General features: G+C 68.8%; 12 protein-coding genes. 3 read left to right on the top strand and 9 right to left on the bottom strand.

Annotated features, from left to right (window positions below):
- The first annotated feature begins 3 nt into the window (after nucleotides 1-3).
- Entirely contained in the window at nucleotides 4-1,851 is a 1,848-nt protein-coding gene (locus J8M50_RS12175; protein ID WP_010359616.1) for an ATP-dependent nuclease, read from the top strand.
- A gap of 43 nt (nucleotides 1,852-1,894) precedes the next feature.
- A complete protein-coding gene (locus J8M50_RS12170) occupies nucleotides 1,895-3,685 on the top strand; it encodes a UvrD-helicase domain-containing protein (protein ID WP_075661697.1) in 1,791 nt (596 codons plus the stop codon).
- 80 nt (nucleotides 3,686-3,765) lie between these two features.
- Here J8M50_RS12170 and J8M50_RS12165 read toward each other — a convergent pair whose 3' ends face one another.
- A complete protein-coding gene (locus J8M50_RS12165) occupies nucleotides 3,766-5,058 on the bottom strand; it encodes an alpha-amylase family protein (protein WP_040838412.1) in 1,293 nt (430 codons plus the stop codon).
- A gap of 18 nt (nucleotides 5,059-5,076) precedes the next feature.
- Nucleotides 5,077-5,496, bottom strand: a complete 420-nt coding sequence (locus J8M50_RS12160) for a MarR family winged helix-turn-helix transcriptional regulator (RefSeq protein WP_010359619.1) — start codon at nucleotides 5,494-5,496, stop codon at nucleotides 5,077-5,079.
- A gap of 30 nt (nucleotides 5,497-5,526) precedes the next feature.
- On the opposite strand from J8M50_RS12160, the gene J8M50_RS12155 reads away from it, so the two are divergent.
- Nucleotides 5,527-7,110: an FUSC family protein gene (locus J8M50_RS12155; protein ID WP_010359620.1), complete on the top strand. Its 1,584-nt coding sequence runs from the start codon at nucleotides 5,527-5,529 to the stop codon at nucleotides 7,108-7,110.
- Here the strand turns inward: J8M50_RS12155 and J8M50_RS12150 are convergent.
- Genes J8M50_RS12150 through J8M50_RS12120 form a run of 7 tightly spaced genes read right to left on the bottom strand, consistent with a single transcriptional unit; the run spans nucleotide 7,064 to nucleotide 12,538 of the window.
- Nucleotides 7,064-7,678: an alpha/beta hydrolase gene (locus J8M50_RS12150; protein WP_050987401.1), complete on the bottom strand. Its 615-nt coding sequence runs from the start codon at nucleotides 7,676-7,678 to the stop codon at nucleotides 7,064-7,066. The genes J8M50_RS12155 and J8M50_RS12150 overlap by 47 nt on opposite strands.
- The gene (locus J8M50_RS12145; protein ID WP_010359623.1) at nucleotides 7,675-8,970 is read right to left on the bottom strand and encodes a beta-ketoacyl-[acyl-carrier-protein] synthase family protein; all 1,296 of its coding nucleotides are present in this window, start codon (nucleotides 8,968-8,970) and stop codon (nucleotides 7,675-7,677) included. Before J8M50_RS12145 ends, J8M50_RS12150 begins: the two co-directional genes overlap by 4 nt.
- Nucleotides 8,967-10,187, bottom strand: a complete 1,221-nt coding sequence (locus J8M50_RS12140; protein WP_010359624.1) for a beta-ketoacyl synthase N-terminal-like domain-containing protein — start codon at nucleotides 10,185-10,187, stop codon at nucleotides 8,967-8,969. Before J8M50_RS12140 ends, J8M50_RS12145 begins: the two co-directional genes overlap by 4 nt.
- The gene (locus J8M50_RS12135; protein WP_010359625.1) at nucleotides 10,184-11,002 is read right to left on the bottom strand and encodes an SDR family NAD(P)-dependent oxidoreductase; all 819 of its coding nucleotides are present in this window, start codon (nucleotides 11,000-11,002) and stop codon (nucleotides 10,184-10,186) included. Before J8M50_RS12135 ends, J8M50_RS12140 begins: the two co-directional genes overlap by 4 nt.
- Nucleotides 10,999-11,520 (bottom strand): MaoC family dehydratase, encoded by a 522-nt coding sequence (locus tag J8M50_RS12130; protein ID WP_075661694.1) that lies wholly within the window; start codon nucleotides 11,518-11,520, stop codon nucleotides 10,999-11,001. The genes J8M50_RS12135 and J8M50_RS12130 overlap by 4 nt, the downstream gene beginning before the upstream one ends.
- Nucleotides 11,517-12,272 (bottom strand): SDR family NAD(P)-dependent oxidoreductase, encoded by a 756-nt coding sequence (locus tag J8M50_RS12125; RefSeq protein ID WP_010359627.1) that lies wholly within the window; start codon nucleotides 12,270-12,272, stop codon nucleotides 11,517-11,519. Before J8M50_RS12125 ends, J8M50_RS12130 begins: the two co-directional genes overlap by 4 nt.
- Nucleotides 12,269-12,538: an acyl carrier protein gene (locus J8M50_RS12120; protein ID WP_010359628.1), complete on the bottom strand. Its 270-nt coding sequence runs from the start codon at nucleotides 12,536-12,538 to the stop codon at nucleotides 12,269-12,271. Before J8M50_RS12120 ends, J8M50_RS12125 begins: the two co-directional genes overlap by 4 nt.
- Between the last annotated feature and the right edge of the window lie 22 nt (nucleotides 12,539-12,560).

The following is a 12,560-nucleotide window of genomic DNA, read 5'->3' as shown; positions in this document are numbered from 1 at the left end:
ATCATGTACCTCGATCAACTCCATCTCAAGGGGTTCCGCTCGGCTGCGGACACCACCGTCTGCTTCCAGCCGGGCGTGACAGTCATCGTCGGGGAGAACAACGCGGGCAAGTCCAATGTGATGGACGCGATCCGTCTCCTCACCCTCCCTCTGGACGGCAGAGGAAGCGGCTTGTACCCGGACCGCGACGACCTCCACAGGGACGGCTGTCCGAAGGACGGGCACAACGAGAAGTGCCGCACCGTAATCGAACTGTCCGCGCGCTACAGGTCGAGCATCCTCGGTGACCTGGACATGTTCCACCAGGCTTTCGACCAGGACGGGGAGACAGCCAGCTACCACCTCACCATCGCCCCGCCCAAGGCAGGCTTCCAACGAGCCACGACATCGTGGCGAGCCGGTGAGGAAACGACCACCGACGCCGATCCCGAGCCCAAGGCCCGGGAGGGGATACGGCATCTGTATCTGCCACCGTTGCGTGACGTGCAGCGGGAACTCGCCTCCGGCAGCGGGGGCCGGATCCAACTCGTCGTCGAACGGCTGCTCCGGGAAGAAGCCACCCGTGACAAATTCCTGGAGCAGGTCGGCAAACAGTTCGAAGCTGTGGAGAACATCGACCCGCTTCCCGCAGCCATCGATTCGGTCCGCGAACGACTCACACGCCTTACGGAAGGAGCCCATCCCCAGACTGCCGGTCTCGGCTTCGCGGACGCGTCCGTGGGAGCCATAGCCCGCGGGCTGCGGCTGAGGATGGAGCAGCGGGGCCTCGACCCTCGCGACCTGGCCGAATCCGGACTCGGTTACGCGAACCTGCTGTTCATGGCCACGGTGCTCACCCAACTTCAGGACGCGGCGGAGGCGGACCTCACCCTGCTCCTGGTCGAAGAGCCCGAGGCGCATCTTCATCCCCAGCTTCAGACGATCCTGCTCGATCAGCTTGCCCAGGAGGCTCTGGCGAGCCAGCGGCAGCCGGACCCGGAAAGCAAGTGGTTCGGCGGAATCCAGGTGGTCGTCACCACTCACTCACCTCACGTGGCCACTGCTGTCGACCCCAGGAACCTGGTGGTCCTCCAGCGGCGGCGGCGCCCTGGGCCGACCGTCGACGCAACACCGACGTACCGGACCACCGCCGTGGCGGTCGATCGCCTGGGACTGGACAAGCGGGACCACTACAAGATTCGCAACTACCTCAACGCGACTCGCAGCACCCTGCTTTTCGGGCAGCGTGTCCTGTTGGTGGAAGGCATCGCGGAGGCGATCCTCCTGCCCGAGTTCGCCAGGCTCGTCCTCGACGAGGAACGCTTCCAGCGGTTCCACGGGACGGCTCTGGTACCGATCGACGGGGTCGACTTCATGCCGTACATGCGTGTGCTGCTGACGCCTGACGGAACGAGCGGGCACCGGATCGCGCAGCGGGTGGCCGTCGTCACCGACGGAGACAACGGGACGCCTGCCGCACGTACACGCATCTCTGGTCTCAACGCGACCATCACCTCGAACACCGCCCACGACCTGGCCAAGGTCTTCACCAACGAGCTCACTCTGGAACCCGAGATACTGCGGGCCGGTGGACCCAACCGCGACATTCTCATGGCCGCCTGGAAGGAGCAGCGGCCCGAAGCGTGGTCCAGTGACTGGCAGGCCGTGGGGGACGGTTCGGCGGGTGAACAGGCAGCCGCCTTGGCCGAGTTGATGAAAAAGATCGGGGACAAGATCCGCAAGGGCGATCTCGCGCAGGATGTCCTCGCACAGGCCGCTGCCCGTCCTGACGACGCCACCCCGCTGTCCGTCCCCGCCTACCTGCGTGAGGCTCTCATGTGGGTCACCGGGGAGCCGCATGACTCCGTCTGACCCCCTGCACAACGAACGCCTCGGCCTCCTGCAAGCAGAAGCCATGGCCGCTCAACGCGCCCTCGTCGAACTGGACACCGTTCCAGGGCGGATCGTACGAGCGGAAGCATGTCCCGGCGCCGGGAAAACCCGAACCGTGGTGGAACGCCACCTCAGCCGCCCGCTGGAACCGCGGCAGGGGAGGGCCATCGTCTCCTTCACCAAGGTGGCCGGAGCACAGATCAGGGCCAGGTGCGCCGCGGCCGGGCGTCCGGACCTCGTCCAGTTCCCGCACTACATCGGCACGTTCGACACCTTCGTCTGGCGCCATCTCGTCCGGCCGTATCTCAGAGCCAGAGGAGAGAGGACCTGGCACCGGCTGGAATCCTGGAGGGACCATCCCAAGGCCCACCGTGAAGGTGTCTCTCTCGACGACTTCCGGTTCGAGTACGGACCCGATCACGTGCGTACCGTCGCTCCCACCCTGAGCCGGCTGCCACCCGCATTGTCCGGCGACGAGAACGCGGAGGGCCGACTGACGTACTGGGCCGCCCGCACGATGTCCGAGCTGTGGGAAGCCGGTTATCTGTCGGGGGACCAGCTGAGGGACATGGCCCTGTATCTGTTGCAGGATGCCCCTCGGCGCGAACGGATAGCGCGTGTGCTCACCAAGCGCTTCAGCGAGATCGTCGTCGACGAGGCCCAGGACTGCTCAGGGGACGATCTGGAGATCGTCGGGTTGCTCAGCCACCTGCGCGTACCACTGCTGCTGGTACAGGATCCCGATCAGAGCATCTACGGTTTCCGCGACCAGAACGCACGGCGGATCGGGCGGACAGCCGACTCTCCACCGGATCATCGTCTCCGGCACAACTGGCGCAGCACACAGATCATCTGCGATCTGGCACACACCCTCCGGTCCTCCAACGCGCCCCACGACATCGCGGCCGGCCCGTACCACGCGGAAGAGATCCCCGTCCTTCTGGTGCCCACGACCGGACGTCGGCAGTCGGACTGGGTGGGCGACTTCAGCCGAGAGGCGAAGCACCTCGACATCCCTCGTCAGGAAAGGCTGGTCGTCGCGCACAAGGGCAGCGCGCTGCCCAAAGAACTGACCGGTACCCGGGATGTGCCGGCTGCACGACTCGACCGTCTCATCTGGGCAACCGCGGTCCTGCGCTCGCCCAGCGCGTCCAACAGACAACAGGAGAAGGCAGGAAGAGCGCTGCGGGAAGCGGTACTGCAGTACTGGTACGGCGAGTTGGAGATGCCGGAGGCTGTCGGTCTCAAGCGTCATGGACTCACTACCGTCGAACTGCGGCTCATGCAACAGGTGTTGCTGCGTGAACTCCCAGCCCTGACAGTGACGGCGGGCGAATGGAACCGAGGAGCGTACGAGGCCATCCGACGCCAAGCTGTCCGGCTGGGTGTCGAGATGAAGGCGACGAGCCCCCACCGGTGCAGGCGTTCTTCGACCCCCGCATGGAAGCTGGTGGGTTTCGGCAACCCCCTCTCGGCTCAGGCCGCCGTGGGACGCGTCGGTACCGTGCACGGAGTGAAAGGCGAGGAAGCCGACGCAGTCCTGGTCGTCGTACCCCCCGCCGACAAGGACGACGCCCGCTCGAACCGGCTCGTCGATACCTGGACAGGGCAGCACGTGCCGTCTGACGCCGACAGCGACACCGCCGAGGCTTTGCGCGTCTTGTATGTCGCGGCTACCCGGGCCCGGAGACTCCTCGCCTTCGCACTGTCCGACCACCACCTGAAGCTGGTCAAGGACTTCCTCATCGAGGAGGGCATCCCCTGCCGCTCGCTCCACGGAGACCGGGGTGAACAGACAATGCTGGTCCTGTGACCGCCCGGTCGAGCGGGATCAGCCCTCGAACGACTCAGACGTGCTGCTCTCCGAGATGAACCCGCCACGGGTGGAACAGCTCAATGAGACACTCCCCCTCCCGCGAGTCCGGACGTCGCTATCGCCCAGCCCTGCGGCGGGAGTTGGGCGCCGTTCGAGGTGAACGTGCCTGTTCCCGCCGCCAGTTGCCGCGAGGCCGTGGGGAGAGATACGCGGGCGGGGTGGTTCGTGAGGTTCAGGGTTACCGCGAGGGTGTCCGGGGTGTCGGGGGACGTTGTCGTGTAGGCGATCGTTTCGTTCGTCAAGGTTGTGATCGTTGTGCGGGCCCTTGTCAGCCAGGGGTTGCGGCGGCGTAGGCCGATCAGGCGTTGGTGCAGGCGGAAGAACTCGCGTCCGTACGGGGCCAGTTGGTCCGGCGTCGTGGGGAACTCCGGGCGGATCTCGTCGTCGCCCCCCTCCCTGTCCTCCTTCACTCCCCTGAACGCCTGTTCGTCGCCCGCGTAGATCGACGGGATGCCTCCCGTTGTGAGGAGGATGACCAGCGCGTGTTCCAGGTGCCGTTCGTCCGTGAGGCGGCTCGCCAGGCGGGTTACGTCGTGGTTGCCCAGGAAAGTTTGCGGGGTGAAGGTGTCCAGGAGGGCGTTGTGGCGGGTCAACGTCCATGCCAGTTCGTGGAAGTTGTGGTCGTTGAGGGAGCTCCAGACCGACTTCCAGAGTTCGTACTGTGTCGCTGAGTTCAGGCCCGACCTCTCGATGTACGACGCGTAGTCGCCGTGGATCAGCTCGGCCGTGAACCACGCTTCGGGGTGGCGTTCGCGTACACGTGAAGTGACCGTGCGCCAGAACGCGGGGGGTACCGCGTACGCGGCGTCCAGGCGCCAGCCCGCGATGCCTCGGTCCAGCCAGTGCAGCATCACGTCCGTGACGAGGTCGGCTACGCGCGGGTTCGTGTGGTCCAGCGTGACCAGGTGGTCGTGGCCCTCGAAGGCTCGGTACTCGCCGTCCGGGGTGCGTGCGGCCAGGTCCGGGAGGTCGGGGAAGCTGCGCGCCACGTGGTTGAAGACGCCGTCCAGGAGGACCCGTACGCCCCTCTCCCCCGCCTCCTTCACGAGGTCGCGGAGGTCGGCCTCCGTGCCTAGGCGGGGGTCTACCGTGAAGTGGTCGGTCGTGTCGTAGCCGTGCGTTTCCGAGGCGAAGACCGGGCCTAGGGCCAGGCCGTTGCAGCCCAGGTCGACTAGGTAGTCCAGCCAGGGGTTCAGGCGGGCCAGGCGGGGTACGGGCGCGGTCCCCGGGGACGGCGCCTTGCGGTCGGCTCCGGTGAAGCCCAGGGGGTAGACGTGCCACCAGATGGCGTGGGTCGACCAGTGCATCATGACCTCATCGGTAAGGTGTCACTTAACATCTGACAGGCGGTCCATCAAGCGCGCGGCCAGTAGCAGGACCTCGCGTTCCGTGTCCGTGCACTCCTCCATCGCCCGTGCGAGCCATTCGTCCCGCTCGGCCACCTCTCCGCGCAGCGCTTCCCTGCCCGCGTCCGTCAGGGACAGGAGGGACTGGCGGCCGTCGTCTTCCGCGCGGGTCCTGGCTACCAGGCCCTCCGCCTCCAGTTCTGCGAAGACCCTGGTCAGGGACTGGGGGCGTTGGTGTTCCGCCGCCGCGAGTTCGCCGGGGGTGCGGGGGCCGCCCCGGTAGAGCTGGCCCAGGACGCCGAGTTTGTTGTTGCTGAGGGCTCCCGGGGTGCGGACCGCGCGTAGGCGCCTTGCCAGGCGGGTTACGCCCTGTCTGATTTCTGCCGCTTCCTCGACACTCACATTCGTACGCTATCACTTACTATCGTGGGCATGGTGAAGACCGTATGGGGTTCGCTGACCGTCATGGCCGCTGTTCTCGCGAGTTGGGGGTCCGCGCTGTGGCTGGAGGGTGCGGCGCATCTGCACGTCGACATCGTCATTCAGGCCGTCGCGCTGACGTGGACGCTTGCGTGGACCCAGCGGGAGGCGGATCTCGTCGAGCGGGGGATCGGGTTCGTCGTGCTGCCCGGTGTCGCGATGTGCGCGGCGTGGACGGACCAGGTGATGACCGAGTCCGCCGTTCGGGGGGACCTTCTGTTCGCCCTCTTCGTCGCCTTTGCCATCTGGGTGCGGCGGTTCGGGGTGCGGGCTACTCGGGCGGGGACGCTGGCGGCTCTGCCGTTCGTCGCGACGCTCGTCGTTCAGGGGCCGATCGCGTTGCCGCCGCAGGCTCGGGACGGGCATGTGCTGTGGATGGGGCTCGTTGCGGTGATCTGTGCGGGGTACGTGCTTGTCGTCCAAGTCGGGGCGGGGTGGCTGGGGTTGACGCCACGGGTGCGGGTACGCCGGTCCACCGAGCCCCTCGTCCCGCCTCGGGCCGTGGCGTCCCGGTTGCTGCCGAGTACGCGGATGGCGTTGCAGATGGGGGTGTCTCTCGGGGGGGCGTTCCTCGCCGGGCACTGGTTGTTTCCCGATCACTGGACGTGGGTCGTGTTGACCGCGTTCATCGTGTGCAGTGGGGCTCGGGGGCGGGCCGATGTGCTGTACAAGGGGGTGACTCGGGCGCTGGGGGCGGGGTTCGGTACGGCCGTCGCGACGGGGGTTGTCGGCGCGTTCGGGCCGGGTGACCCCTGGGCCGTCGTCCTGCTCTTCGTCGTCCTCGCTCTCGCGACGTGGCTGCGCCCGCTGAACTATGCGTACTGGGCCGCGTGTGTGACTGCCGCGTTCTCGCTGCTGTACGGGTACTTCGGCGAGACCACGGTCCACGTCCTCACGCAGCGGCTTCAGGCGATCCTTGTCGGGGCGGTGCTGGGGATCGCCGTTTCGTGGCTCCTCGCGCCGGTTCGGACTGTGGATGTGGTGCGGCGGCGGGTTGCCGATGCGTTGGCGGTGCTGGCGGATGTGCTGCGCGCGCACGATGCGGTTGAACTCCGGGTGCATCAGGGGCGGTTCGAGGAGGCGGTCGAGCTGTTGGAGCAAGTGGCTCCGCCGTTGCGGGCGTTGCGGGGGGTGGAGGGGTGGGTTCGAAGGCGGCGGGGGGTGAGTGGAGGGCGGGCGCATCTCGCGGACGCGATCGACGCGGTACGCGCTTGCGCCGAGCCGGTACGGGAGTTGGCGGGGCCCTCCTCCAGTGCCGACGTCAGCCCCGAAGTCACCTCCGACGCCACTCCCGACATCACCCCCGACGCCGTTCCGGTCCCCGCCCCCGACCCCGCCCCCGTCCTCGCCAACATCACCGCCGTACGCCTCGCCATCGGACGGGTGCCAGGACCCTCGTACCAAGCCCAGGTAGCGGAAGTTGGAAGTCTCGGAGCGATCGACCAGGCAGTGGGCAAAGTCGCCCGCGTCTTCCCAGCGACAGCGCCCCTCACAACTTCAGAAAAAACTCCCGCACATCCGCCTCCGCCCCACTGAACGCCTCATGCCGGTTCGGATAGTCGTAGTACTCCCGCCAAGTCACCGGATGCCCCCAGGACTTGAGCATGTCGCGGACCGATTCGCCGACGAAGAGGGGCACGATCCAGTCGTAGCGGCCCTGCCCGATCCAGACGGGCAGCGTGGGGTGCGCCGTGGTGAGGGGGACGGCCGCGGGGAGGTAGGGGTCGTAGAGGATTAGGCCACCCAGGCGGTGGGGGTGGCGTAGGGCCGCGATCAGGGCCATGCACGCGCCCTGGGAGAAGCCCGCCAGGATCACTCGGTCGGGGCCAACTGCCTTGGATTCAGCGGCGATCAGGTCGTGCAGCGTGCGTTCCGTGGCGAGCAGCATCGGGACGTCCGCGTGGTCGAGCGCGAAGATCCGCTGGTGGAACCAGGCGCGCGCAGGGGTGCCCCCCGCCAGCCCAGGGGACTGACGGGGGGCGTCGGGAAAGACGTGGCGGATACCGAGCGACGCGTCGGTGAGGCCCGCGCGCTGGACGAACGGCCGCAGAGTGGCGCCGTCCTGGCCCAGCCCGTGGAGCCAGATCACGGTGAGGCCGGTCATAGGCGGGGCGCGGCGGGACGGTGGAAGACCATCGACGCGTACTGGCCGCCGAAGCCGAAGGAGTTCTTCAGAACGGTGCGAACCGGCCGTTCGACCGGCGTCAGGGACGTCTTCACGCCGCACTTGGGGTCCGGTTCCGTACAGGTGACGACGGGTGGGATCACGCCCCGGCACAGGGTGAGCGCGGCGACCACCGACTCGACCACACCGGAGGCGGCGGACCCGTGCCCCGTAAGGGACTTGACCGCGCTGACGTCGATCTCCGCCATCCGCTCCCCGAACACCCGGTGCAGGGCGCGCGCCTCGGTGATGTCGTTGAGGCGGGTGGACGTGCCGTGCGCGTTGATGGTGTCGATGTCGTCGGGGGTCAACTCCGAGTTTTTCAGGGCGTCCCTGACGACCCGTTCGACCACGTCGATCCGGGGCGCGGTGACGTGCGTGATGTCGACGGCCGTCCCCCAGCCGCCGACGACGGCGTGCACCGTCTCGACGCCCCGCGCCCGCGCGTGCTCGGCGGTCTCCAGGACGAGCGCCCCGGCGGACTCGTTGATGACCATGCCCGTGCGGCGCCGGTCGAACGGCATGGACGCCTGCTCGGCGGGCCCCTTCCAGCGGGAGAGCGCCATGAGCTGGCCGTACTGGGAGAGGACGTACTGCGTGTTGCGGGACACGCACGCGGCGACGACCACCAGACCGACGCGCCCGGTGCGCAGCAGCCGCGCGGCCTCGGCGACGGCCCGCAGACCGCCCGCGCAGGTCGCCTCCAGGCCCATCGGGATCAGCGGAGCGCCCAATCGGCGGGAGAGTTCGGTGGGGAAGGCGGAGAGGTCGGAGATCCGCACCATGGACTCCTCGCCGCGCATCCGGTCGAGGGCCGCGCGGCGGTCGTTGCCGACGGCCTTGTAGCGGGTGGCGATGTTCTTCATGTACGCGAGGTAGTCGTCCGGGAAGGAGCCGCTGGGGCCCGGCCAGATCCGGGACCACATCAGCCCGGCCGGCCGGTCCAACGGGCCCTCGACACCGGCATCTTGGAGCGCCTCGTCCACCGTGGCGTGCAGGAGCGTGTCCACCCAGGTGCGGCCGGGTGCGCCCGCCCGCTCCTCCACCGACTTCTTGATGTCGTCGGGGATGATCCCGGCGACCCAGCCGCAGGGCAGGTCCGACAGATCCATCCGTTTCTCGTACGACAGCCCGGAGCGTCCGGTGAGGTTGGCCTCCCAGAACGACTCCACCGAACCGGCGTTGGGGGTGACGACCCCCATGCCGGTGATCACGACCTCGTGGTCCGTCATCGCGGTGTCCCCTTGACAATCATGGCGGCGCCCGCTGTCGTGGCATGCGGGCCGGGGCTGAAGCTGGTCACCAATGCGCGTCCGGCAGAGGGGAGTTGGCGGGGTGCCCCCTGGACGACGTCCAACTCCCCCAGCTCCGGGTCGAGTTCGTTCAACAGGCCGACCGGCGGGACGACTCCCCGGTCCAACGCCTCGGCGGCCAGCGTCAGATCGATCAGCGCGGCGCACTCGAACGCGTTGCCGACGGTCCCCTTGCTCGCGGTGACCGGGACGCCGGGGACGAGCGGGGCGACGGCGCGGCACTCGTCGTCGTCCCCCGCCCTGGTCGCGCCGCCGTGCGCCCACCACACGTCCGGCGCCTCGGTCAGGACCGAAGTCGCCGCCGTGCGCAGGGCGTTGGTCCGCTCCTGCGCGCACACCGTCTCGCAGGCCGCGACCTGCGCGATCACGTGCGCGCCTCGGCGGCGTGCCGTGTCGGGGCGCTCCAGCATGACCGCCGCCGCGCCCTCGCCGATGAGGGTGCCGTCGCGGCGCCGGTCGAAGGGGCCCGCTCCGGTGCCGAAGGGTTCGCTCCGGTCGAGGGCGGCCAACACGGTGGTGGACATGGGGGGTTGGACACCGACGACGAGGACGCGGTCCAGCTCGCCGCTCTCCAGCAGGCGCAGGGCGACGGAGAGCGCGCCGAGGCCGCCCGCGCCGGACTCGCCGTACACCGCGACGTTCGAGCCGAGGAAACCGGCGGCCATGCACACGAACTGCCCTACCTGGGACGGGATTCCGCGCAGGTAGGAGTAGTCGGGGACCTCGTCGTAGAGGAGTTTGGCGAGCGGGCGCGGGTCCGTCTCGGCGAGCACCGCCAACTTCGGGATGACCTCGTTGAGTTCGTCGCCGCCGCTGATGCCGGCCGCGAGGACGGTGCCGCAGCGCAGGCCCTCGTCCGGGCCGACGGGGCCGCCGGAGTCGTCCACCGCCAGCCGGGCGGCGGCAACGGCCGCGTGGGCGACGGCACTTGCGTACTTCTGGTTGTTGACCCAGGGCTCGCCGGCCGGCCAGGGGATCTCCGGCAGGCGCATGTCCGCGACCGGCCAGGGCAGCCAACTCGGCTGGGTGAACAGGGACTTGCCGTCGAGCATCGCGTCGAGGATCGGCGTTGGGCCGTGTCCTGCGGCGGTGATGACGCCGGTGCCGGTGACGACGGCACCGGTTATGAAGGTCATGAGGGCACCTTCCCCGTGTGCCGCATGCCGGTGTTGCCCCACAGGCGGTAGCCGCCGTCCACGGTGATCGTCTGCCCGGCGATCCAGCTCGCCTCGTCGAGGCAGAGCATCGCGACGACGTCCGCGCTGTTCTCCGGCGTCGTCATCTGCCCCTCCGGCCACGGCGTGACGGCCATCTCGTGCCGGACGCCGCCCGCGAAGTCCGGGCGGACGTTGAAGACGTCCGTCTGCACCAGGCCGGGGCGTACGCAGTTGGCGACGATGCCGTACGGGGCCAGCTCGTAGCTCAGGTAGTCGGTGAGGGTCTCCAGCGCCGCCTTCGCCGCGCCGAACAGGCCCGCGCGCGGGACGATGCGCTGGGTCGTCGAGTTGGTGATCGTGATGAACCGCGCGCCGGGGCGCTCCCGCATCAGGGGGACGGCGTGCTTGGCGAGCAGCCAGGTGGAGCGGGCGTTCGTGTCCTGGACGAACTGCCACTGCTCCGGCGTCGCGTCCTCCAGGGAGACGAACTTCGTCGCGGCGGCGTTCTGGACGAGGATGTGCAGGTCGCCGTGGGTCTCGCCGACCTGCTCCAACAGCTTCGCGGGGCCGTCCGGTTCGGAGAGGTCGGCACGGTGCAGGGAGACCTTGGTGCCCTTCTCCTCCAGCTCGGCGGCGATGCGGCGGGCGGGTCCCGCGCGGTCGACGTAGTTGACGGCCAACGTGCAGCCCCAGGCGGCGAGTTTGCGGGTGATGCCGGCGCCGATGCCCCGGGAACCGCCGGTGACGAGGGCCACGCGGCCGTCGAGGGGACGGTAGGCGTCCATGCTGCTCATGACTCCCCCTTCTTCTTGTACGAGCCCGGCTTGTACGAGCGGCGGAGCATGACGACGTTCATGCGGCCGATCGCGTACGCGCGGCCGTCGGCGTCGTGGACGCGGCGGACCGTCTTCAGCAGGCCGCTGCGGTCGTCGATGGGTTCGGTGTGGTCCGTCTCGGTGGTGAACCAGAACGGGGTGTCCGGGTAGAGCGGGCGGACGAAGTCCCAGTGCATCGCGCGCATGCCGATGATCGCGCCGGGGCGGCCGTGCTGGACGACCCAGCCGGAGGTGATGGCGTGGATGAAGCCGCCGGGGACGATCCGGCGGCGCCGGTCGACCTGTTCGGCGAAGGCTCCGCTGTCGTGGATGGGGTGTTTCTCGCCGAGCAGGTTCAGCAGTGTGTCGAGCAGGTCGCTGGTGAAGACGACCGGGCCGTAGTGGCGCGGGGCCGCGTCGACGAGGTCCTCCCAGTACATGAGGGGGCGGCGCGTCGTCTCCGTCATGATTTCGGTGTCCTCTCCTATTCCGGTCATGTGCCGCTCCGGGAACCGCGCGGGCGCATGGCCAGCCGGCCGCCGTCGACCGTGAACGTCTGTCCCTGGATGTAGGAGGATTCCTCTCCGGCGAGAAATGCGACCAGCCCGGAAATGTCCTCGGGGAGTCCCCATCCGGCGCCTTCGGGGGTGACTCCGAGGCGGCCGGAGAGATCCGCCGTCATATCGGTCCTGATCGCTCCGGGGGCCACGGTGTTGACCCTTATCCCTTTGTGCCCGATTTCCGCCGCGAGACCCCGGGTGAGCGCTTCGAGGCCTCCTTTCGAGGCGGCGTACGAGGTCTGTCCGGGGCCGGGCTGGCGCACGGAATTGGAGGAGATGTTGACGATGCGTCCCCAGGACTGTTCGAGCATCACCGGGACGACGGCACGGCACATCAGGAACGGCCCGGTGAGATTGGTGCGCAGCACCCTCTCCCACTGGGTGGTGCGGGTCAGGGCGAGGAGCCGGTCGTCGATCACGCCGGCGTTGTTGACGAGGACGTGTACGCCGCCGCCGTCCGCCACGACCGTGTCGACGAGGCGTCGGACCTGCCCCTCGTCCGAGACGTCCGCCTTGTGCCGCACGGCCCTGCCGCCGGCCGTCGTGATCTCCTTGACGACGCGCTCGGCCGCGTCGTCCGCGTCCTTGTAGACGAGGTGGACGGTGAGGCCGTCGGCGGCCAGGCGGCGGCAGATCGCGGCGCCGATGCCCCGCGAGCCGCCGGTGACCAGGGCGACGCGGGGGCTCACACGCCGGCCGTCTCGTCGAGGTGGAGCAGGATGGAGCCGACCGACCTGTGGTGGGTGTCGGCCCCCTCCTCCCACTCCTCCAGGTCGAAGGTCCCGCCGAGGTCGCGGTTCACCTTCCGGGCCAGCTGGAGTATGTCGAGCGAGTCGAGTCCGAGATCCTCCACGAGGGATTGTTCCGGGGTGATCTCGGAATCGCTCAGACTGGGCTTCACATCACGGATCAAGGCCACCAGCACGTCGAATTTCGCTGAGCTGGATTCGGTCATCGCGGGCCTCCGCTCGGGCGGT

The organism is Streptomyces acidiscabies (assembly GCF_020010905.1).
GTDB classification, from domain to species: domain Bacteria; phylum Actinomycetota; class Actinomycetes; order Streptomycetales; family Streptomycetaceae; genus Streptomyces; species Streptomyces acidiscabies.
The sequence above is the reverse complement of the archived record's forward strand: the minus strand, read 5'-3'. Positions and strand labels throughout refer to the sequence as shown.

Bases quoted from the DNA above. Each gene is read 5' to 3' on its own strand.
- J8M50_RS12155 (WP_010359620.1), top strand. From the start codon at position 5,527: ATGGTGAAGACCGTATGGGGTTCGCTGACCGTCATGGCCGCTGTTCTC.
- J8M50_RS12140 (WP_010359624.1), bottom strand. From the start codon at position 10,187: ATGACCTTCATAACCGGTGCCGTCGTCACCGGCACCGGCGTCATCACC.
- J8M50_RS12145 (WP_010359623.1), bottom strand. From the start codon at position 8,970: ATGACGGACCACGAGGTCGTGATCACCGGCATGGGGGTCGTCACCCCC.
- J8M50_RS12170 (WP_075661697.1), top strand. From the start codon at position 1,895: ATGGCCGCTCAACGCGCCCTCGTCGAACTGGACACCGTTCCAGGGCGG.
- J8M50_RS12150 (WP_050987401.1), bottom strand. From the start codon at position 7,678: ATGACCGGCCTCACCGTGATCTGGCTCCACGGGCTGGGCCAGGACGGC.
- J8M50_RS12130 (WP_075661694.1), bottom strand. From the start codon at position 11,520: ATGACCGGAATAGGAGAGGACACCGAAATCATGACGGAGACGACGCGC.
- J8M50_RS12175 (WP_010359616.1), top strand. From the start codon at position 4: ATGTACCTCGATCAACTCCATCTCAAGGGGTTCCGCTCGGCTGCGGAC.
- J8M50_RS12135 (WP_010359625.1), bottom strand. From the start codon at position 11,002: ATGAGCAGCATGGACGCCTACCGTCCCCTCGACGGCCGCGTGGCCCTC.
- J8M50_RS12120 (WP_010359628.1), bottom strand. From the start codon at position 12,538: ATGACCGAATCCAGCTCAGCGAAATTCGACGTGCTGGTGGCCTTGATC.
- J8M50_RS12165 (WP_040838412.1), bottom strand. From the start codon at position 5,058: ATGATGCACTGGTCGACCCACGCCATCTGGTGGCACGTCTACCCCCTG.